This is a genomic window from Paucisalibacillus globulus, assembly GCF_900184735.1.
Lineage (GTDB): Bacteria > Bacillota > Bacilli > Bacillales > Amphibacillaceae > Ornithinibacillus > Ornithinibacillus globulus_B.
In genome coordinates this window covers 195,900-219,008 of the sequence record NZ_LT855386.1, presented here as the reverse complement: position 1 = coordinate 219,008, position 23,109 = coordinate 195,900, and the positions used below count along the sequence as shown (strand labels likewise).

The following is a 23,109-nucleotide window of genomic DNA, read 5'->3' as shown; positions in this document are numbered from 1 at the left end:
GAAGTAGAATTGGACGTGTAATTCACGTTACGAATATCGAGTGAATTTGAAATGAGTAATCATTTTAAATTTATAAGGGTGGTACCGCGAGTCTTCTCGTCCCTTTTGGGATTAGAGAGGCTTTTTTTATTATTTTTTTAATAGTTAAAATTGCGTGTTAAATATAAGGAGGAAGAACCAGTGGATTATAAAGAAACATTACTGATGCCAAAAACTGAATTTCCAATGCGTGGAAATTTACCGAACAAAGAACCAGAAAGACAAAAGAATTGGGAAGAAGTTAATTTATATGAAAAGTCTTTAGAAAGAACAAAAGGTAGACCGCTATTTATTTTGCATGATGGGCCACCATATGCGAATGGAGACCTTCATATTGGGCATGCCATGAATAAAGTGTTAAAGGACTTTATTACTCGTTATAAATCAATGTCAGGCTATCACGCACCATATGTTCCAGGCTGGGATACACATGGTCTTCCGATTGAAACAGCTTTAACAAAGAACAAAAAAGTTAACCGTAAAAAGTTATCTGTAGCTGAGTTTAGACAACTTTGTGCAGAATATGCATTGTCACAGGTGGATAACCAGAGAACACAATTCAAACAGTTAGGTATTAGAGGTGATTGGGATAACCCATATATCACTCTTACTAAAGATTATGAAGCAGAGCAAATTAGAGTTTTTGGTGAAATGGCAAAGAAAGGCTATATTTACAAAGGGTTAAAGCCAGTATATTGGTCTCCATCTTCTGAATCCGCACTTGCTGAAGCGGAAATCGAGTATTATGATAAACGCTCTGCATCTATTTACGTATCATTTGACGTATTAGATGGTAAGGATGTCTTAAATGCAGGAGATAAGATTGTAATATGGACAACAACACCTTGGACACTTCCTGCAAACCTAGGTATTAGTGTTCATCCTGAAGTCGATTACGTCGTAGTCGAAGCAGATGGTAACAAATACGTAGTTGCAGAAGCACTATTAGAGAGTTTAACAGAAGAGTTAGAATGGGATAACCCACAAGTTATTAAGTCATTTAAGGGACAAGAATTAGAACGTGTTACTGCAAAACATCCTTTCTATGACAAAGAATCACTTGTGATGTTAGGTGAGCATGTTACAACTGATGCTGGTACAGGATGTGTACACACAGCACCTGGACATGGGGAAGATGACTTTTATGTATCAAATAAATATGGCTTACAAACGATTTCCCCAGTAGATGAGAAAGGTGTATTTACAAGTGAAGCACCAGGTTTTGAAGGACTGTTTTATGATGATGCAAATAAGGTAGTAACCGAGAAACTAGAGGAAGTAGGATCATTATTAAAAATGAGTTTTATTACCCACTCTTATCCTCATGATTGGAGAACGAAAAAGCCAACTATCTTCCGTGCAACTGCACAGTGGTTTGCATCAATTAAGGACTTTCGTGAAGATATCCTAAATGAAATCAAACAAGTTAAATGGTACCCTTCATGGGGAGAAACAAGGTTATATAACATGGTGCGTGATCGTGAAGATTGGTGTATTTCTCGTCAGCGTGCTTGGGGAGTTCCAATTCCAGTTTTCTATGGTGAAGATGGAACACCGATTATAACAGATGAAACTATTGAACATGTAGCTAACCTTTTTGCTGAACATGGTTCCAACATTTGGTTTGAACGTGAAGCAGAAGATTTATTACCAGAAGGATATACATCGGAACATAGTCCAAACGGTAAATTTACAAAAGAAATGGATATTATGGATGTTTGGTTTGATTCTGGATCATCACATGCTGGGGTACTATTAAATCGTGAAGATCATAGAAGACCAGCAGATGTGTACTTAGAAGGTAGTGACCAATACCGAGGTTGGTTCAACTCGTCACTATCCACCGCAGTTGCTGTAACAGGAAAAGCACCGTATAAGTCCATCATTAGTCACGGTTTTACTCTAGATGGTAATGGACGTAAAATGAGTAAATCATTAGGTAATGTTATCTTACCATCTAAAGTATTAAAGCAATTAGGTGCTGATATTCTTCGCCTATGGGTAGCATCTGTTGATTACCAAGCTGATGTTCGTATCTCTGATGATATCTTAAAACAAACATCGGAAAGTTATCGTAAAATCCGTAATACATTCCGTTTCATGTTAGCGAACCTTGCAGATTTCAATCCGGAAACAGATCGTGTTCCAGAAAGGGAAATGGAAGAAGTAGATCGATTCATGCTGCATCGTTTACAAACATTGGTTAAAGAAGTACGTGAAAGCTACGATAGATATGAGTTCTCACCTATCTTCCATCGCATCCATAACTTCTGTGCAGATGATTTAAGCTCATTCTATTTAGATTTTGCAAAAGACATTCTGTACATTGAAGCTAGAGACAATCATCGTCGTCGCAGCATTCAAACTGGATACTATGAAATCCTAACAACATTGGTACAATTATTAACGCCAATCATACCTCATACGGCTGATGAGGTATGGGAGTATATTCCTGGAGTTAAGGAACCTAGTCCACAACTTACGGATATTCCAGAACCAAGAGAAGTGGATGGATTTACTGGACTTGAAGACAAGTGGAATCACTTTATGGCAGTCCGAGACGATGTTTTAAAAGCATTAGAGGAAGCGCGTAATGAAAAAGTAATTGGAAAATCATTAGAAGCTAAGATAACAGTTGTTCCTAGAGATAACGAAACAAAAGAAGTATTAGATTCAATTGAAGATGTTCATCAATTGCTAATTGTTTCAGAAGCAAATGTTGTAGATAATGCGGATAATGTAAATGAATATCGCTATGTAAGTATTCTAGTTGAAAAACATCCAGGTGAAAAATGTGAAAGATGCTGGGTTGCATCTGAAACAGTTGGAGAAGATGCCAATCATCCTTCACTATGTACACGTTGTGCAAATGTAGTTGAAGAGCATTATCATGCTTAAGTATAACTTAAGTATTTAGAAGAGAGTAAGAGTACAAATCCTTTGTGATTTGTACTCTTATTTGTTTACTAAGCCGAAAAGGTATTCATCTCTATCACAAATTATTGAATTTCTGCCTAATAAAGTATAAGATAAACTAAGGATTTTAATCTTACTTACAGAGAGAGAAATAGCTATATCGGAGGAAAAATGAATGTATCGTTATTATCTTATAGCAGTTATTGCAATTGCAATTGATCAAATCACAAAATATCTCGTCGTGAAGAACATGGAATTATATGAACAAATACCAATAATTGACGGTTTCTTCTATTTAACATCACATCGAAATAGTGGTGCTGCTTGGGGAATATTAGAAGGTAAAATGGGCTTCTTTTATGTTATTACTATTATTGTAATCATCGGGATTATTTATTATTTACATAAATATGGTAAGGACAATAAGCTTTTTGCTTCAGCTCTTGGTCTCATCTTAGGTGGGGCAATTGGGAACTTTATTGATCGTTTATTCCATCAAGAGGTTGTAGATTTCTTTGACTTTATTATATTTGGCTATGATTTTCCAATCTTTAATATTGCTGATTCAGCATTAACTATCGGTGTTATACTAGTTATAATCGCAACATTATTCGAGGAAAAGAAACAGAAGGGAAAGGCTTAAATGAGCTTACAGCATGTTGTAACCGAAAAAGAAAATAAACTACGTATTGATAAACTTTTAGCTGACATCAATCCTGAACAATCACGATCACAAGTTCAGGGCTGGATAACAAAAGGGCTAGTTAAAGTTAATAATGCAATCATTAAGGCTAATTATAAATGTCAGGTAGGCGATATTATTACGTGGAATACGCCCGAAATCGAAACATTAGATATCGAGCCGGAAAATATCCCATTAGACATAGTTTATGAAGACCAAGATTTATTAGTAGTAAATAAGCCTAAAGGAATGGTAGTTCATCCATCTGCAGGGCACCAGTCCGGAACGCTTGTAAATGCACTTTTGTATCATTGCAATGATTTATCAGGAATCAATGGTGTTGAACGTCCGGGTATCGTACATCGTATTGATAAGGATACAAGTGGGCTTTTAGTAGTAGCTAAAAGTGATAAAGCACATACAGGCCTTGCTGAACAATTATCTAATAAGGATGTCGAGAGAAAATATGAAGCAGTAGTTCATGGTGTTATCAATCATGATACTGGTATGGTGGATGCACCGATAGGTAGAGACCTAAAAGATAGGCAAAGAATGGGAATTGTCGAAAATGGAAAGCCAGCTGTAACTCGTTTTCACGTTTTACATCGTTTTAAAGAATTCACTCATATTGAGTGTCAACTAGAGACCGGAAGAACACATCAAATCCGTGTTCATATGCGTTATATTGGATTTCCGCTAGTTGGAGATCCTAAATATGGTCCTCGTAAAACTTTAGATACGAATGGACAAGCTCTCCATGCAAAAGTGTTAGGGTTTACACATCCTGTATCTGGAGAGTGGTTGCGTTTTGAAGTGGAAGCACCAAGCTATTTTCAAAAGCTTCTTGAAACTCTGGAACAAATGTATTGACAGAACTATTTAATTCTGAAATAATAGAGCAAATGAATAAGAACCTTTAAATCAGTCCAGAGAGGCTAAAAAGGGAACGGTTAAATTACGGGATACATGTATTTAAAACCCTTTTTTCCTCATGGAGAAATGGGTTTTTTATTTTGGGGGTAAGGAAATGAATAAAAAAACAGAAATTTTGGATGAGCAAGCAGTTAATCGAGCGCTTACCCGTATTGCTCATGAAATCTTAGAGAAAAATAAAGGTGGAGATGACCTAGTTATTGTAGGGATTAAAACTAGGGGAGTACCTTTAGCAAAGCGTATTCAAGAAAAAATAAGAAACATAGAAGGTATTACACTACCCATTGGTGATTTAGACATTACATTGTATCGCGATGATCTAGCGAAGGCAGTAGAATCAAATGAGCCTGAAATACGTGATACAGATATTCCTGTTGATATAAACAATAAAAAAGTTATCTTGATTGATGATGTACTGTACACAGGTAGAACTGTTCGTGCTGCGATGGATGCAGTTATGGATTTAGGAAGACCTTCTCAAATCCAATTAGCAGTTTTAGTTGATCGTGGACATCGAGAACTACCAATCCGGGCCGATTATGTTGGGAAAAACATTCCAACATCAGACAAGGAGATAATTGTTGTTCAGTTAAACGAAGTGGATCATGGTACTGATTTAGTATCTATCTATGAAAAATAATATTTTGACCTTTAATTAAATCCAGAGAGGTTTACAAGGTCGCTCATGTTACGTGCTTAAAAATTCTGCACGTATACCTCTTTGCGACTAAAACCGCAAAGAGGTTTTTTTATTGTAAACGTATAGGTTTCAAGAGGCTCACGTTTTCCAACATTTCAACCGGACAGGAGTGTCATTCATGAACCACTTTATCTCAATCAACCAATTATCTAACGAACAAATCACAAGACTACTAGAAAAAGCCAAAACATACAAAGCAACAAACTACGCCATACCGAAACAACTATTCGCAGCGAACTTATTTTTTGAACCTAGTACAAGAACAAAAATGAGCTTCACTGTAGCTGAAAGAAAACTAGGATTAGAAGCATTAGACTTCTACCCTGAGTCATCAAGCATACAAAAAGGTGAGTCTCTATACGATACGGTCAAAACATTTGAATCCATCGGTGCCGATGTACTGGTAATACGGCACCAGGCTGATGATTGGATTTCTGAATTAGAGCAAAGTATTAACATCCCAATCATCAATGCTGGAGCTGGGAAAGCAGAACATCCATCACAATGTATGTTAGACCTACTCACTATTTATGAGGAATATGGTAGATTTGAGAATTTGAATGTAGTCATTGTTGGTGACATAAAGCATAGTCGGGTAGCTAAATCTAATGCACATGCATTGAAAAGGCTTGGTGCAAATGTATTTTTAAGTGCAGCGCCAGGTTATGAAGATGAATCACTCGAATATCCATATGTAAGCATGGATGAAGCTATTCCGTTTTGTGATGTTGTCATGCTATTAAGAATCCAGCATGAAAGACATGATGAAAAACATGAAACTTCAAGTTATCTTACACAATTTGGATTAACAAAAGAAAGAGAAAGTAAAATGCAAAAACATGCCATTATTTTACATCCAGCACCTATTAATCGCGGTGTGGAAATAGATGGAGATTTAGTGGAGTGTAGCCGTTCAAGAATATTTAAACAAATGGAAAATGGTGTTTATATTAGAATGGCAATCTTAACATATGTGCTAGAAGAATGGGGGATTATTGATGAAAGTCTTATTAAGGAATGCTAGAAGATTGTTAGAAGATGGTGAGTTAGAAAGCTGTGACGTTCTAGTTGATGGGGGTAAAGTTTTAAAAATTAGCTCCTCAATAGAGGAAGAGAATTTAGACAGAACGATAGACTGTAAAGGTAATCTTTTAACACCAGGATTCATCGATGTACATATCCATTTACGTGAACCAGGCGGTGAACATAAAGAAACCATTGAGACAGGAACAAAAGCTGCTGCAAGAGGTGGCTATACAACTGTTTGCTCTATGCCTAATACGAATCCGGTTCCAGATTGTGAAGAAACAATTAATAGCTTACTAGATAAAATTGAACAAGATGCTTCTATTCGTGTGCTTCCTTATGCGTCTATTACAAAAGGACTAAAAGGTGAAGAATTAACGAATATTGATCGTATATCAAAGTTAGAAATATTTGCTTTTACAGATGACGGTGTTGGCATTCAAACTGCTGATACTATGCTTCAAGCGATGAGAAAAGCAGCAGAAAATAACAAAGCCATTGTAGCGCATTGTGAGGATAATTCAATAATTTACGGAGGTGTTGTACATGATGGGGATGTGAGTAACCGTTTAAATCTACCAGGAATCCCTTCATTAAGTGAATCCGTACAAATCGCAAGAGATGTCTTATTAGCTGAGTCTGCTGGCTGTCATTACCATGTTTGTCATGTTAGTACAAAAGAATCGGTAAGAGTCATTCGGGATGCTAAAAGAGCTGGGATTAAAGTTACGGCTGAAGTGACACCACATCATTTGCTATTAAATGAAGAATCCATACTTCATGATGATGCTAATTATAAAATGAACCCGCCTCTTAGAAGTAAGGAAGATCAACAAGCTTTAATGGAGGGCTTGCTAGATGGAACCATAGATTTTATCGCAACCGACCATGCTCCACATTCAGAGGAAGAAAAAGCTCAAGGCATATTAAAAGCTCCGTTTGGAATCGTTGGTTTAGAAACAACCTTTCCACTACTTTATACCAATCTTGTGAGAACTGGTGAGGTTACATTAAAGCAATTAGTAGACTGGCTAACCATTAAACCAGCGACAATTTTTCAATTGCCATATGGGAGATTAGCCGAGGGAGAAATAGCAGATTTAACATTAGTCAATCTTGAAGTAGAAACGACAATTGATAAGTTTACTTTCTATTCAAAAGGAAAAAATACACCGTTTCATAATTGGAATGTAACAGGAATTCCAGTACTCACCATGTATGAAGGAGAAATTGTCTACGAGGAGGATGCAAATGATTAAAAGAAAACTAGTATTAGAAGATGGTACTGTTTTGATTGGAAAAGGTTTTGGAAGTAATAAAGAAATAAGTGGTGAGGTAGTTTTTAATACTGGTATGACAGGTTATCAGGAAATCATCACTGACCCATCCTACTGTGGACAAATCGTAACCTTAACCTATCCATTAATTGGAAACTACGGCATTAACCGAGATGACTTTGAAACAGTAGCCCCTTTTATCAATGGATTAATTGTTAAAGAGTATAGTGAGTATCCTTCAAACTTTAGAAGCGTTGAAACTATTGATAGTTTTTTAAAAGCACATGATATCCCAGGCCTAGCTGGAATTGATACCCGAAAGCTTACGAAGATTATTCGTAAGGCTGGGACAATGAGAGGTTATTTAGCCAATATTGAGGTTCCCAAAGAAGAAATAATGGAAAGATTAGCGGCTACACCTATTTCACATGACCAAGTTAAACAAACTTCAACAACTAAACCATATATTGTTCCAGGACGTGGATACCGTATCGTTCTTGTAGACTTTGGTATGAAGCATGGTATTTTACGAGAATTAACCAAACGAAACTGTCATGTGACAGTCGTTCCATACAATTATCCAGCTGAGAATATCTTACGATTAAAGCCAGATGGAATCATGCTAACAAATGGTCCAGGAGATCCGCAAGATGTACCTGAGGCAATTGAGATGATACGAAAAGTTGTGCCAACTATTCCAATTTTTGGAATATGTCTTGGCCACCAATTACTAGCTTTAGCTTGTGGAGCTGAGACAGAAAAGATGAAATTTGGTCACAGAGGTGGAAACCATCCGGTTAAAGATTTGGTGAATGAGAAGTCTTTCTTAACCTCACAAAATCATGGCTATGCAGTGAAGATGTCTTCATTAAAAAATACTGATTTAACTTTAACACAAATTGCTTTAAATGATAACTCAGTTGAAGGAATTAAGCATAAAGTGTATCCTGCTTTTTCAGTTCAATATCATCCAGAAAGCTCTCCAGGACCAGAAGATTCTAATTATCTATTTGATGATTTTCTTACTTTAATTGAAGGTCACATTGCGAATAGGGAGGAAGAAGTTTATGCCTAAAAACCAAGACATCCAGAAAATCTTAGTAATTGGTTCAGGTCCAATTGTAATAGGGCAAGCAGCTGAATTCGACTATTCAGGTACCCAAGCTTGTCAAGCATTACGGGAAGAAGGATATACGGTTATACTTGCTAACTCAAATCCAGCGACTATTATGACGGATCAAACCGTTGCAGACAAAGTCTATATGGAGCCATTAACAGTTGAATTTTTAACTAAAATTATCCGAAAAGAGCAGCCAGATGCTTTACTCCCAACATTAGGTGGTCAAACTGGTTTAAACTTAGCTGTTGCACTCGATAAAATCGGTATTCTTGACCAATACAATGTCAAATTATTAGGTACTTCATTAGAAGCAATTGAAAAAGCTGAAGATCGAGAAAAATTTCGTGAACTAATGAGTGTATTAGAGGAACCAGTACCGGAAAGTAGAATTGTTAATACCGTTGAAGATGCTATTGATTTTGCGAAAAGAATTGGATACCCACTTATTGTTAGACCAGCCTATACATTAGGTGGAACCGGTGGCGGTATGTGTCATGACGAGAGTGATTTACGTGAAATAACCCGAAATGGCTTGGCCTTGTCCCCAGTTCATCAGTGCTTGATAGAGAGAAATATTGCTGGATTTAAAGAAATTGAATATGAAGTTATGCGTGATAAAAATGACCAAGCAATTGTTGTTTGTAATATGGAGAATATTGACCCTGTTGGTATTCATACTGGTGATTCAATAGTAGTTGCACCTTCACAAACTTTAAGTGATAGAGAATACCAACTACTTAGAAATGCATCGTTAAAAATAATCCGTGCTTTAAAAATTGAGGGTGGATGTAATGTGCAATTAGCATTAGATCCCAACAGCTTCCATTATTATGTCATTGAAGTAAATCCACGAGTTAGTCGATCAAGTGCACTAGCGTCAAAAGCAACTGGTTATCCAATCGCGAAAATGGCAGCAAAAATTGCTGTTGGTTTAACTTTGGATGAAATTATTAACCCAGTTACCGGAACGACATTTGCTTTATTTGAACCAGCACTCGACTATGTAGTGACAAAGATTCCCCGTTTCCCGTTTGATAAATTTGTAACCGGTGACCGTAAATTAGGAACACAAATGAAAGCAACCGGAGAGATTATGGCTATTGGTAGAAATTTTGAAGAATCCTTGTTAAAAGGAATACGTTCCATGGATATTGGAACTGAGGAGTTAGGGTTAGCAGATTTAACATTTGCATCTGTTGAGGATTTAAAAATTAGATTACAGAAAGCAGATGATGAACGAATTTTTGTATTAGCTGAAGCATTCCGTCGAGGTATCACGTTAAACGAGATCTTTGCTTTAACAAAAATAGATCCATACTTCTTAAAGAAAATTGAAGACCTAGTCATGTTTGAGAACAAAATTAGTTCTAATCAGTACTCCAAGACGGTTTTGCATGAGGCAAAAGAAAAAGGTTTTTCAGATAATCATATCGCAAGACTTTGGGAAATAACTGTTGATGAACTTTATCAATTTCGTATGAAAGAAAATATCATCCCTATATACAAAATGGTTGATACATGCTCAGCGGAATTTGAGTCACAGACACCGTATTTTTACAGCACATATGAAGAGGAGAATGAATCTATATCCTCAACCAATCGTAAAGTATTGGTACTAGGTTCTGGACCTATCCGCATTGGGCAAGGAATTGAGTTTGACTATGCAACTGTCCATTCTGTTTTAGCAATTAAAGAAATGGGTTATGAAGCTATTATTATGAATAATAATCCTGAGACAGTTTCAACTGACTTTAGTATATCAGATAAGCTTTATTTCGAACCGTTAACATTGGAAGATGTTATGCATGTAATTAACCTTGAAAAACCAGAAGGCGTTATTGTTCAATTTGGGGGGCAAACCGCTATAAACTTGGCTGAAGGTCTTACAAGACGCGGGGTTACAATCCTTGGAACGGATCTTGAGGCAATAGATACTGCAGAAGACAGGGATAAATTTGAGTTGTTATTGGATGAACTTCATTTATTACGCCCTCAAGGAAAAGCAGTTAAACATATGGACCATACAATAGAAGTGGCTGAATCTATAGGGTATCCAGTATTGGTTCGTCCTTCGTATGTTATCGGTGGTAGCCGTATGGAGATTGTTTACAATACCGTTGAACTAGAAGCATATTTAGAAAAAACAGGTCATATTACAGACCGACATCCAATTTTAATTGATAAATATATCACGGGAATTGAAGTAGAAGTTGATGCCATTAGTGATGGAGAGACTATAATTGTTCCAGGAATAATGGAACATATAGAGCGCTCTGGAGTCCATTCAGGTGATTCGATTGCCGTATACCCACCACAAAGACTATCGGAAACAGTAAAAGAAAAATGCTTCGACGCAACATTAAAGATAGCAAAAGCTTTAAGAGTAAAAGGTTTAGTGAATATCCAATTTATTATTTGTGATGAGGATGTTTATGTATTAGAGGTAAATCCGAGAGCGAGTAGAACCATACCATTCTTAAGTAAAATTACAGGAGTTACTATGGCAAACTTAGCAACAAGATGTATTTTAGGGGAAAAGCTTAGCAAATTAGGCTATCATTCAGGTATTCTACCAGAAGCTAATTTAGTATCTGTGAAAATACCAGTATTTTCTTTTGAGAAGTTACGAAGTGTAGATACCATTCTTGGTCCGGAAATGAAATCAACAGGCGAAGCAATTGGTTATGATAAAACAATGGAAAAAGCCTTATATAAAGGGTTACTTGCAGCGGGTATCTCGGTGCCAAGTGAAGGGGCAGTATTAATTACAGTGTCAGATAAAGATAAACTTGAAATGTTGGATGTTGCTGAGCGGTTCCATCAATTAGGATTTCAGATTTACGCAACAGCGGGAACAGCGTCTTTCTTGAGAGGGGCAAACCTCCCAGTTGTTGAAGTAGCAAAAGTTGGAGCTAAGGATGAGAATGTTCTATCTATCATTGAACAAGGCAAAGTTCAATTTGTAGTAAATACCATTACTACAGGAAAGCAACCACGATCTGACGGATTTATAATTCGGAGGGTATCTGTAGAACGGGGAATTCCTTGTTTGACAAACTTAGACACAGCAAACGCTATACTAAATGTTATTGATTCCACCACGTTTTCTGCCTATCCTGTACAGACAAAAGAGGCTATTTTATTATGATGTTAAAGGACAAAATGAAAATTGTATCCACCACGTATATAGCAAAAGATACGATAGAAATGGTGCTTGAAAACTCAAATATTACTGAGTTTGCCGTCCCAGGTCAATTTTTACACATCCATGTAGGCACACACACTTTGAGAAGACCCATTTCCATTGCGGATTGTAATAAACAATTAAATCAAATAAAAATTCTATTTAAGGTAAATGGCGAAGGTACAAACAAACTAGCAAGTTATCAACAAGGTGAATATTTGGATGTAATCGGTCCCCTTGGTAATGGCTTCACAATGGACGGTGAAACCAATTCGACGGTGTTGTTGATTGGGGGAGGAATTGGTGTACCGCCATTGTATTATTTAGGTAAAACACTAAAAGAAAAAGGAATTAACATAGTATCCGTTCTTGGATTTCAACAGAAAGATCATGTGTTTTATGAGCAGCAATTCCAAGAATTAGGGGAGACCTTAATTGTTACCGATAATGGTTCGTATGGGTATAAGGGATTTGTAACAGATGTATTAGATCAAATTAATGAATTTGACTGCTATTATTCCTGCGGCCCTATTCCAATGCTTAAGGCTCTAACAACTAAGCTTAAAGGAAAGAATGGTTATATTTCCTTAGAAGAGCGAATGGGCTGTGGGGTTGGAGCGTGCTTCGCATGTGTCTTACCAACCATGGATGGTACTAGTTATAAAAAAATTTGTAAAGATGGGCCGGTTTTCCAAGCAGAGGAGGTTACATTATGAATCTAGCAATTGAACTTCCTGGCTTGTCTTTAAAGAACCCGATTATGCCAGCATCAGGCTGTTTTGGATTTGGCCGTGAGTATGGTGAATTCTATAATCTTAGTAAACTAGGTGCTGTGATCATGAAAGCAGCAACCGGTAGTGAACGCTTTGGTAATCCAACACCAAGAGTTGCAGAAACAGCTTCGGGAATGTTGAATGCAATTGGGCTTCAGAATCCAGGGGTACATAAAATAATCGAAACGGAAGTCCCTTTCTTGTCTCAGTTCGATACGAATATAATTGCGAATATAGCAGGAAGCACATTACGGGAATATGAAGAAGTAGCCTATGCATTTAACGAAGCGGACAAAGTCCATGCACTTGAACTAAATATTTCCTGTCCTAATGTAAAGGAAGGTGGGATTCAATTTGGTACGGATCCATCGATGGCAGCACGTGTAACAGAGGCTGTGAAAAAAGTTAGTCATCTACCGGTATATGTAAAACTATCACCGAATGTAACCGATATTGTATCGATGGCTAAAGCAGTTGAATCCGCTGGGGCAGATGGATTATCGATGATTAATACTATAACAGGTATGCAAATCCACGTGCCAAGTAGAAAACCACTTATTGCTAATAAAACGGGAGGATTATCTGGACCTGCCATTAAACCTGTGGCTATTCGTATGATTTATGAAGTAAGCCAGCAAGTTAATATTCCAATTATTGGAATGGGTGGTATCCAAAGTGCGGTGGATGTTTTGGAGTTTTTATTAGCTGGTGCAAGTGCTGTTGCGATTGGTACAGCAAATTTTCAAAATCCATTTATTTGTTCAGACATAATTGATGAGTTACCAAGTGTAATAGAAAAATACGGCTTCCACTCCGTTCAAGAAGTGATTGGAAAGGGGATTGTTTCATGAAAGAATCTATATATCTAGCATTGGATTTTCCGAATTGGCAAGAAGCGAATAGTTTTATAGAGGACAATCATTTACAAGGTGTTCCAGTTAAAGTTGGAATGGAACTTTATTATCGTGAAGGTCCTCGGATTATTGAACGATTAAAACAGAATAACCATAAGATCTTCCTGGATTTAAAACTTCATGACATTCCTACAACTGTTATGCGTACCATGAGTGTACTTTCAAGTTTAGAAGTAGATATGGTTAATATTCATGCACTTGGAGGAAGTGAAATGATACAAAGAGCAAGGGAAGGGCTATTAAATGGTAATCCTAACTTTGATACCAAACTAATAGCTGTAACCGTATTAACCTCTATGGATGAACAAGTGTTAAATAACGAAATGGGTATACCTGGTAATCTGCTAGAAACTACCGTGAAATTATCCTCTTTTGCCCAAAAAGCAGGGGTAGATGGAGTGGTTTGTTCTACACATGAAGTAAACCGAGTTAAAGCCATTTGTGGTGAAGATTTTATTACGGTTACACCTGGAATTAGGCTTGTTGATTCCAATGTAAATGACCAAAAGCGTGTTGCAACACCTAGCATTGCCCGGAAAAATGGAGCGGATTACTTAGTGATTGGTCGTAGTATTACACAAGCAGAAAATCCAAAAAAAGCTTATGAACAGGCTTTAGTAGAATGGGAGGAATCAACATGCAACTAAGTCAAGGACTGGCAAAAGACCTATTAAGCATCAAAGCTGTGCTAATAAACCCGAATAAGTACTTTACATGGGCTTCTGGAATAAAGTCACCAATTTATTGTGATAATAGAATCACCATGTCATATCCCAAGGTCCGTCAACGTATTACCGATGCTTTTGTAGAAATGGTTGGTCATATGGAGGTTAAACCAGATGTTATTGCCGGTTGTGCGACTGCCGGGATTCCTCATGCAGCATGGTTAGCAGAACGTTTAAACCTTCCGATGGTTTATGTTCGTTCCAAGCCAAAAGGTCACGGTAAAGGGAATCAAATCGAAGGGGAAAGTGTTGCGGGTAGTAATGTACTAGTCATTGAAGATTTAATTTCCACTGGGGGTTCCTCATTAGAAGTTGTTCATGCACTAAGAAATTCTGGAGCCAAGGTGCTTGAAGTTATGTCAATCTTTACATATGGGCTAAAAAAAGCACAAACTAACTTTGAAGTAGCGGATATTCACTATCGAAGTCTTACAAACTATGAGGAAATAATACAAGTGCTAGTAGAAGAAGGTAGACTTGGTGAAAACGAGAAATCTATATTATTAAAATGGCGCAACTCTATCGAATCCTAAAAACAGTATGTAATAAGTAGATTTTTATTATATAATAGAAGTATATAATTAAAAATTATCTAACCCGAGGTTCGCTAACTATGAAAATAGAGGATTATGAATTACTGCTTAAATTGAATGAGATTGGAACAATACGTGGTACAGCAAAAGCAATATTAATTTCCCAACCTGCTGTTACGCAGCGACTGAAGTATATAGAGGAATACTTTGGGGTAATGATTTTTATCCGTACTCCCAAAAGTCTTGTTCTAACACCAAGTGGGGAGATTATTCTAAATCACGCAAAACAGGTTATCGAGAAAGAGGAAGCTTTAAAGAATAAGCTTTCAAAGTCAAGTCATGAAGTGCAAGGAACTCTTTCGATTGCTTGTTCTTCATTAATCAGTCAGCGTTTTCTCCCTAAAATACTCGGAGAATACACAAATAAGTTTCCTAAAGTGACGATTGATTTAGTTACTGGAATCAGTGAGGATATTAAGAGGAATCATAAGGACTACCATGTTTGTATTATACGTGGCGAAAAGCTTAAAGAAAGTACAAGTATTCGGTTATTTGATGATCCATTATATATTTTTGATACAGAGCCATTTCCAAAGGAATCCATAAAGGAACGACCTCTTATTTCTTTTAAAAGTGATGATAGTATGCATGAGCTTGTAGATAACTGGCTTTATCATCACCAACATCAAATTAAGCCACTCAGAACCATGACAGTGGATCAAATTGAAACTTGTAAACAATTCATGAAACAAGGGATTGGAATGGCCGTTCTTCCAAAAAGTGTTTCGGATTCTATGATGGATGAATTTCCACATGTTGCACTGGAATTTGATGGTAAGCCTGTAACGCGTTATACATGGGTTTCTTATCAGCAAGGAATACTTGAATTACCCCAAGTAAATGAGTTTATAAAGATGTTAACAGAGAAATCGTTTATGTAATAATAAAAAGGAATGTTCGAAACTAATAACTCGAACATTCCTTTTTATTAGGCTATTCTCTTAAAGTTTGTGTCCTAGTTGATAGAAACTGTGCGGTAACTAAGGATTTTGTATAGCGCAACATACCCGCTTCGGAAATACACTAGTAATAAGTGATTAAGGGCAATAGAACCACTTAAATCCAAAACATGATCAATAACTAACAATAATTAGAATACTAAACCAGCGCAGGCAGAATACGGAGACTCCTCGAAAATAAAGAACAATTTTCTTCGTGCGATGATTACGCTGACGAAGCATTCCTTGGGACTGCGATTACTCGCCCCACCGAAAACCATTGTCCTGCGGGAATAGCACGTGTCCGAAGACCCCGCAGCGGTGAACTTTCCGCGAGGAGGCTGAGGCCGTGCCCGTGGAAAGCGGAGTATTCTGCCGGAGCGGAATCATACCACTATACCCATTTATTTTTTGAGAGATTAGCAGTGGTTACCACACAGTTTTTATCTACTCAGTATAAGATTAACCTTCATTCACAATCCTTCAGAAAAAGACCTATTAGGTTAAATACATAATTTTTAAGAATAGGTAGACAACTGTGTATTGTAGCATTACAGTGTCTACCTACTCTTCTTATTTCTTTAATTTTTCTACAACCGATTTGTCCGGTGTTACGTATACAGTCTTCTGATTATCATAAATTACAAATCCAGGTTTAGAACCATTAGGCTTTTTCACATGTCTAACTTTAGTATAATCTACTGGTACAGATGAGGAACTCTGGGATTTACTAAAATATGCAGCTAATTGGGCTGCTTCTAGAATCGTCTCTTCATTTGGTTCTTTGGAACGAATGATGACGTGAGAACCAGGAATGTCCTTTGTGTGGAACCACAGTTCATCACGATGAGCAAGCTTCATAGTTAAGTATTCATTTTGTTTATTATTTTTTCCAACGAAAATGGAAGTTCCATCTGTCGCTATATATTCTTCAGGTTTAGGAGTTTGTTGCCTATTCTTTCGTTTACCCTGACTCTGTTTTTTTAGGTAACCTTCTTCACGAAGTTCTTCCCGTATCTCTTCAATATCCTCTACACCCGCTACCTCGATTTGCTGCAGTAGCTGATCAAAATAGGTAGTTTCTTCTTTTGTTTTTTTGATTTCTTCTTCTACTTTTATTTTTGAAGTTTTCAATTTGGAATAAGTCTTAAAGAAACTTTGAGCATTCTCACTTGGAGTTTTATTTGGATTTAATTCAATTGTTATTTCATTTTGATCTGGATCATAATAATCGACTACAGAAATAGCAGTATCACCTTGTTTAACAAGGTGCATATTAGCGGTTAATAGTTCCCCAAGTTTTTGGTATTTATCAGCATTTGCTGCTTTTTGTAAAGTTCGTTCATGTTTTTTAAGTTTTCTTTCATTTTTATCTCGTTCATTTTGAATAAATCGAAATAGGTCTTTTGCTTGCTGTTTGACCCGATCCCGTTCTGCTTTACCTGAATAAAATTGGTTCAACATCTCGTTTACTGTAGAGAATTCTTTCTTTTCTCCTGTAAATGAGGTTATAGGAATCACATGGAATTCTTCTTTTTTATTTTGATAAATAGTAGGAACATACTGATGAGAGCTTATCTGCTCCTGTAATTGGATGAAAATCTCTTTATAAGTTTCATCTGATCCTAAATTTGCTAGGCTTATGATTTCTTTTGCAATAAATGGAGAAAATCCTGTGTAAAGTTGTACGATTTGCGAGTCCAATTTACCAGCATTAAAATCTAGTTTTCGAATGAATGTATCTCCATCTGTCTCAAGAGGGTTTAATTTATCTTGTTTAGGTGGTGAGACATATTCTGACCCAGGTAGTATCGTTCTGTGTCTATTCTGAGCCATTGAAACGTGTTTTAAGCTATCAATAATATGTCCTCTTTCACCATCAACCAAAACGAGGTTACTGTGTTTACCCATTAACTCAAGAATAAGTTTTTTAGAAGAGATATCTCCAATTTCATTTCGAGATTTTACGGTGAAGGTAATAATTCTCTCCATTCCATCCTGCTCGATTGATTCAAGAATAGCACCAGATAAGTGCTTGCGTAGAACCATACAAAACATAGGTGCATCAGGTGGGTTAAGGAAAGTGTTCTTTGTTATGTGTATTCGTGAGTATGTAGGATGAATAGATAGTAATAATACTTGATTCTTTCCTTGACTCCGAATAGTCATAATTACTTCAGTATCAGATGGTTGATGTATTTTGGTTATTTTTCCTGGAACAAGCAGGTCAACTAATTCATTAGTCACTGCTCTCGTTACAATACCGTCAAATGGCATTTGATTCACCTCTCATCCCAAATTATAGCATTTTTTAGGACAAGTCTGCATAGATATCACTATTGAGTAAAAGAGGCTTCATTTTTGCCTCGTCTAAAGCTGGAGGAATGCGACGTGAAAAAGTGGTATCAATTAGATGTAGAACAGGTGGAACAAAAGCTTCAAGTGACCACAAATAGGGGACTTACACCTAAGCAGGTCGAACAACGACACAAGCAATATGGCTATAATGTTCTGGAGTCAACAAAACAAACATCAAAATGGATTATCTTTTTAAAGCAATTTCAGGATTTTATGGTACTTGTATTACTTGCAGCTACCTTAATTGCGGGGATGCTTGGAGAATTTGTTGATGCTATTGCAATTATGGTAATTGTATTAGTCAATGGTTTTATTGGCTATTTCCAAGAACAAAAGGCTGAAAAATCACTAGAGAAACTCAAAGAATTGTCTGCTCCAATGGCGAATGTTTTTCGTGATCAAAAATGGGAAAAGATTTCTTCAAGAGAATTAGTTGTTGGTGATATTGTAAAGGTTAGTAGTGGAGACCGTGTTCCAGCAGATATTCGAATTGTGAAGTCCGCAAGCTTAGAAACTGAAGAATCTGCCTTAACGGGTGAATCGTTACCGGTTATGAAGCATGCTACAGCAATAACTCGTGATGACTTGGATGCTGGTGACCAAGTAAATATGGGCTTCATGGGAACTTTAGTAACTAGAGGATCCGGAATTGGTATCGTGGTTGGCACTGGAATGAATACCGTAATGGGTCAAATTGCATCCTTAATGTCAAGTACTAAGAAAATCCCAACCCCATTAGAGAGGAAACTGGCAGAACTAGGGAAAATATTAATCGTAGTTGCTATTCTTCTAACCATATTAGTAGTCGGTTTAGGGGTAATACAAGGGCATCCTGTTTATAATATGTTCCTCGCTGGAGTGTCTTTAGCAGTTGCAGCTATACCAGAAGGCTTACCAGCAATTGTTACCGTTGCCCTTTCTCTAGGAGTACAGCGAATGATCCGGAAAAAAGCAATTGTTCGAAAGTTATCCGCAGTAGAAACATTAGGCTGTGCGTCTGTAATTTGTTCAGATAAAACGGGTACGATGACAGAAAATCAAATGACGGTTAAAGAAATGTTCTTAAACGGAGAAAATATTCTTGTTACAGGTGATGGATACGATATTGAAGGGAAATTTTTAATTGGGAAGAAGAAGTTAAATGAGAAACACCCCAATCTTGAAACGATGCTCTTATATGGCCAACTATGTAATAATGCAACCCTTCAAGTAAAAAAGGGAAAGTATTATGTTGATGGAGATCCAACTGACGGGGCTCTTGTAGTAGCAGCAAGGAAGATTGGCTTAAATCATTTGAGTGGTGATAATTTTAAAATTATAAAGGAAATTCCATTTGATTCTGATCGTAAGCGTATGAGTGTAGTAGTTGAAGACGAAAATGAAATGCGTTTCCTTATAACAAAGGGAGCACCAGATGTACTATTACCACGTTGTAATTACTTTCTAGACCACAAAGAAAGAAAAATATTAAAACAACGTGATCGTGATCATATAGAACATGCCATTGATGGAATGGCTGAAAAAGCACTCCGTACTATTGCCATCAGTATGCGGCCTTTATCTAAGGAGATGTCTCTAGAGTCTGCTTTTCTTGAAAAGGATTTAACATTTATCGGGCTCTATGGAATGATCGACCCTCCACGTAAAGAAGTGAGGGCTGCCATAGAGGAATGTCGACAAGCAGGCATTAAGACTGTGATGATTACTGGTGATCATGTCAAAACTGCTCGGGCAATTGCAAAAGATTTGAAATTATTACCTGATAATGGATTGGTTTTAGAAGGAAGTCAATTAAATCAAATGTCAACGAGTGAGTTAGAGGAGACAATTGAGGATGTATATGTATTTGCAAGGGTAACACCGGAACATAAACTTAAGATTGTAAAGGCATTTCAGTCAAAGGGACATATTGTTGCAATGACTGGTGATGGAGTAAATGATGCCCCAGCGATAAAAGCCAGTGATATCGGTATCAGTATGGGGATAAGTGGTACGGATGTAACCAAAGAAGCCTCTTCTCTTGTATTATTAGATGATAACTTTGCTACAATTAAAGCAGCTATTCAAGAGGGGCGTAATATATATGAAAATATCCGAAAATTCATTCGGTATTTATTAGCTTCAAACGTTGGTGAAATATTAGTCATGTTATTTGCTGTGTTACTTGGAATGCCGCTTCCATTAGTTCCTGTGCAAATACTATGGGTCAACTTAGTAACAGATGGATTACCTGCCATGGCATTAGGGCTTGATAAACCAGAAGATGACGTTATGAAACGTGCACCAAGAAGTCCAAATGAGGGTGTATTTGCAAGAGGATTGGGTTTTAAAATAATTTCTAGAGGTATCTTGATTGGAATCGTAACTTTAATCGGATTTATGGTTGCCTACCAAGATAATCCAGATAATCTTGTTTATGGACAAACAATTGCATTCACAACATTAGTAATGGCACAACTAATACATGTATTTGATTGTCGAAGTGAAAAATCAGTATTTGAACGAAATCCATTTGAAAACATGTATCTAGTATTTGCTGTCATTTCTTCCGTGCTATTATTGTTAGTAGTTATCTACTGGGCACCGTTACAACCTGTATTCCATACCGTACCATTAGCATTACGAGATTGGATGTTAATTCTCGGACTAGCTGCAATACCTACAGTACTTTTTGGATTCACAAAAAAATAATAATAGAAAAACCTTTCACTAATTTACTGTGGAAGGTTTTTCTTATTTTTTTAATGAGATTAATAAATAATTCTATAAATCATCATGCATTAAAAACTACATCAACTATGTCTGGATATCGATTAATAATTGTCTTATATGCTATAATGTACAATAGCTCTTAAAAAGTAGGTGATTTTTTGGCAAAGAGTATGACAGGATATGGAACCACTACAACTCATTTAGGGAACACAACCATCACAGTTGAAATTAAATCTGTAAACCATCGTTTCTTAGATATCATTCCAAAATACCCAAGAACTTTCCTATTCTTAGAAGATAAAATTAAAAAGACCATAAAGTCTTATTTCGATCGTGGTCGTATTGAATTACATATAGATTTAAATGGTGGCAACTTCAAAAATAAGACAATTGTCGCCGATTGGGACTTAATGGACCAATTTATTCAACAATTACAAACTGCTAAGAACAGATATTCACTAAAGGGTGATATACCAGTATCTATACTAACGGAATTGCCAGATCTTTTTACAATTGTTGAAAATGAAGATAAACCTGCAGAACTTCAAGAAATGATTATCTCCTCTGTGACAAAGGCTTGCGAGCAAGTTGATGAAATGCGATTAGAGGAAGGTAAAAATCTAATAAAAGATTTAATAGAGCGTGTATCAAGTATTCGGAATATGGTACTATTATTAGAGGGAAGAAGAGAGAAAGTAATTGAAGAGTACCGGTTACGAATTAAAAAGCGAATAGAGGAATACATAGAAGATTCTATTTCCTTAGATAATGGAAGAATTCATCAAGAAATAGCAATGCTATCAGAAAAAGGCGATATCACAGAAGAGATTACTCGTCTATTAAGTCATTTGGAACAGATAAAAGTAATATGCCAAAGCGAAGACCCTATTGGTAGAAAACTTGACTTTGTTGTGCAAGAAATGAACCGAGAGGCAAATACAATTGGTTCAAAATCTACAGACTCACAAATAGGTGAATGGACCGTTTCAATTAAAAGCGAAATTGAGAAAATTAAAGAACAAGTCCAAAATATCGAGTAATGCATTGGAGATACTTTTATTTTCATAAAAAAGCTTATATAATAGTTTAGAACGACAGGGGGAAGTACAGTGGGATTACAATTAATAAATATTGGATTCGGTAATGTTGTTTCAGCGAACCGCGTTATTTCAATAGTGTCACCTGAATCAGCTCCGATTAAAAGAATTATCTCTGTGGCAAGAGATAACAATAAACTAGTAGATGCTACATATGGAAGAAGAACCAGAGCAGTAATTATTACGGATAGTGACCATGTAGTATTGTCTGCCGTGCAACCAGAAACGGTTGGACAACGCGTATTAAGTCATGATGAGATGACTGACGAATAATAGTGATAAGTTTTTAGGAGGAAATAATTTGATTGAAGAGAAAGGTATTTTATTTATTCTCTCTGGGCCATCCGGTGTAGGAAAGGGAACGGTGAGAAAAGAGCTTTTTGAACGGAAAACGGAATTGAGATATTCCATTTCCATGACAACAAGAGAAATTCGTCCAGGCGAAGTAGATGGTGTTGACTATTTTTATAAGACAAATGAAGAATTTGAAAAGTTAATTGCGGAAGGTAAGCTGTTAGAATACGCTAAGTTTGTCAATAATTACTATGGCACACCTAAAGATTACGTGGTGGAAACATTAGATAAAGGTCATGATGTATTTTTAGAAATTGAAGTACAAGGGGCTATGCAAGTTAAGGAGAATTTTCCTGAAGGTGTTTTTATCTTTTTATTCCCACCAAGTCTAGATGAGTTAAAAAATCGAATTGTTAATAGAGGAACGGAAAAAGAGGATGTAATCCTTAATCGATTAAAGGAAGCTCGCAATGAAATAGAGATGATGGATTCGTATGATTATGTTGTCGTAAATGATGATGTGGAAAAAGCTGTAGAAAAGGTACAATCTATTATTCAAGCTGAACATTGTAAGAGAGAGCGAATTGCTGCCCAATATAAAAAAATACTGGAGGATGATTTATCATGATGCTAGAACCATCCATTGATGAATTACAAGAAAAAATCAGATCAAAATATTCACTAGTTACACTATCTGCAAAAAGAGCTAGACAATTACGTGAATTAAAGAACCATCGAATTGCAAATCCGAAATCTCATAAATTTGTAGGAATGGCTCTTGAGGAAATTGCAGCAGAAGAACTAAAACTCGATAATGAGTAGTAAAAC

19 protein-coding genes and 1 other annotated feature (1 of these 20 cut by a window edge) are annotated in these 23,109 nt (G+C 36.5%); of the genes, 18 read left to right on the top strand and 1 reads right to left on the bottom strand.

All coding sequences use genetic code 11. The features are described 5' to 3' along the window. Positions 1-107: a binding site (T-box leader), on the top strand; it begins 121 nt to the left of the window's first position. A gap of 73 nt (positions 108-180) precedes the next feature. The 13 genes from ileS to BN999_RS03155 all read left to right on the top strand — a co-directional run bounded on the left by ileS (position 181) and on the right by BN999_RS03155 (position 15,763). After that, positions 181-2,937: an isoleucine--tRNA ligase gene (gene ileS / locus BN999_RS03215; RefSeq protein ID WP_096269957.1), complete on the top strand. Its 2,757-nt coding sequence runs from the start codon at positions 181-183 to the stop codon at positions 2,935-2,937. 193 nt (positions 2,938-3,130) lie between these two features. Further along, a complete protein-coding gene (gene lspA / locus BN999_RS03210) occupies positions 3,131-3,598 on the top strand; it encodes a signal peptidase II (protein ID WP_096269956.1) in 468 nt (155 codons plus the stop codon). Then, on the top strand, positions 3,599-4,507 hold the full coding sequence (locus BN999_RS03205) for an RluA family pseudouridine synthase (protein WP_096269955.1): 909 nt from the start codon (positions 3,599-3,601) through the stop codon (positions 4,505-4,507). Between the two features lie 157 nt (positions 4,508-4,664). Next, positions 4,665-5,210 (top strand): bifunctional pyr operon transcriptional regulator/uracil phosphoribosyltransferase PyrR, encoded by a 546-nt coding sequence (gene pyrR, locus BN999_RS03200; protein ID WP_096269954.1) that lies wholly within the window; start codon positions 4,665-4,667, stop codon positions 5,208-5,210. 178 nt (positions 5,211-5,388) lie between these two features. Further along, a complete protein-coding gene (locus tag BN999_RS03195; protein WP_096269953.1) occupies positions 5,389-6,294 on the top strand; it encodes an aspartate carbamoyltransferase catalytic subunit in 906 nt (301 codons plus the stop codon). Then, positions 6,269-7,555, top strand: coding sequence for a dihydroorotase (locus BN999_RS03190; protein WP_096269952.1), 1,287 nt, complete (start codon positions 6,269-6,271; stop codon positions 7,553-7,555). The genes BN999_RS03195 and BN999_RS03190 overlap by 26 nt, the downstream gene beginning before the upstream one ends. Continuing rightward, positions 7,548-8,648 (top strand): glutamine-hydrolyzing carbamoyl-phosphate synthase small subunit, encoded by a 1,101-nt coding sequence (gene carA / locus BN999_RS03185; protein WP_096269951.1) that lies wholly within the window; start codon positions 7,548-7,550, stop codon positions 8,646-8,648. Before BN999_RS03190 ends, carA begins: the two co-directional genes overlap by 8 nt. Further along, positions 8,641-11,841, top strand: a complete 3,201-nt coding sequence (carB, locus tag BN999_RS03180; protein ID WP_096269950.1) for a carbamoyl-phosphate synthase large subunit — start codon at positions 8,641-8,643, stop codon at positions 11,839-11,841. Before carA ends, carB begins: the two co-directional genes overlap by 8 nt. After that, on the top strand, positions 11,841-12,593 hold the full coding sequence (locus BN999_RS03175; protein ID WP_303621461.1) for a dihydroorotate dehydrogenase electron transfer subunit: 753 nt from the start codon (positions 11,841-11,843) through the stop codon (positions 12,591-12,593). Before carB ends, BN999_RS03175 begins: the two co-directional genes overlap by 1 nt. Further along, positions 12,590-13,501: a dihydroorotate dehydrogenase gene (locus BN999_RS03170; protein ID WP_096269948.1), complete on the top strand. Its 912-nt coding sequence runs from the start codon at positions 12,590-12,592 to the stop codon at positions 13,499-13,501. Before BN999_RS03175 ends, BN999_RS03170 begins: the two co-directional genes overlap by 4 nt. Continuing rightward, positions 13,498-14,211: an orotidine-5'-phosphate decarboxylase gene (gene pyrF, locus BN999_RS03165; RefSeq protein ID WP_096269947.1), complete on the top strand. Its 714-nt coding sequence runs from the start codon at positions 13,498-13,500 to the stop codon at positions 14,209-14,211. Before BN999_RS03170 ends, pyrF begins: the two co-directional genes overlap by 4 nt. Next, positions 14,202-14,822, top strand: coding sequence for an orotate phosphoribosyltransferase (gene pyrE / locus BN999_RS03160; protein ID WP_096269946.1), 621 nt, complete (start codon positions 14,202-14,204; stop codon positions 14,820-14,822). The genes pyrF and pyrE overlap by 10 nt, the downstream gene beginning before the upstream one ends. A gap of 80 nt (positions 14,823-14,902) precedes the next feature. After that, the gene (locus BN999_RS03155; RefSeq protein WP_096269945.1) at positions 14,903-15,763 is read left to right on the top strand and encodes a LysR family transcriptional regulator; all 861 of its coding nucleotides are present in this window, start codon (positions 14,903-14,905) and stop codon (positions 15,761-15,763) included. Between the two features lie 630 nt (positions 15,764-16,393). On the opposite strand, the gene BN999_RS03150 is transcribed toward BN999_RS03155, so the two are convergent. Next, positions 16,394-18,097 carry an Rqc2 family fibronectin-binding protein gene (locus BN999_RS03150; protein WP_096269944.1) on the bottom strand — a complete coding sequence of 568 codons (1,704 nt, stop codon included), beginning with the start codon at positions 18,095-18,097 and terminating at the stop codon, positions 16,394-16,396. 114 nt (positions 18,098-18,211) lie between these two features. Between BN999_RS03150 and BN999_RS03145 the strand changes: the two genes are divergently transcribed. The 5 genes from BN999_RS03145 to rpoZ all read left to right on the top strand — a co-directional run bounded on the left by BN999_RS03145 (position 18,212) and on the right by rpoZ (position 23,103). Further along, entirely contained in the window at positions 18,212-20,869 is a 2,658-nt protein-coding gene (locus BN999_RS03145) for a calcium-translocating P-type ATPase, SERCA-type (protein ID WP_096269943.1), read from the top strand. A 179-nt stretch (positions 20,870-21,048) separates the two neighbouring features. Next, positions 21,049-21,930 carry a YicC/YloC family endoribonuclease gene (locus BN999_RS03140; RefSeq protein ID WP_096269942.1) on the top strand — a complete coding sequence of 294 codons (882 nt, stop codon included), beginning with the start codon at positions 21,049-21,051 and terminating at the stop codon, positions 21,928-21,930. Between the two features lie 69 nt (positions 21,931-21,999). Continuing rightward, the gene (gene remA, locus BN999_RS03135; RefSeq protein ID WP_096269941.1) at positions 22,000-22,260 is read left to right on the top strand and encodes an extracellular matrix/biofilm regulator RemA; all 261 of its coding nucleotides are present in this window, start codon (positions 22,000-22,002) and stop codon (positions 22,258-22,260) included. 28 nt (positions 22,261-22,288) lie between these two features. Next, positions 22,289-22,909 (top strand): guanylate kinase, encoded by a 621-nt coding sequence (gene gmk / locus BN999_RS03130; protein WP_096269940.1) that lies wholly within the window; start codon positions 22,289-22,291, stop codon positions 22,907-22,909. Then, positions 22,906-23,103 (top strand): DNA-directed RNA polymerase subunit omega, encoded by a 198-nt coding sequence (gene rpoZ, locus BN999_RS03125; protein ID WP_096269939.1) that lies wholly within the window; start codon positions 22,906-22,908, stop codon positions 23,101-23,103. The genes gmk and rpoZ overlap by 4 nt, the downstream gene beginning before the upstream one ends. Positions 23,104-23,109 lie beyond the last annotated feature (6 nt).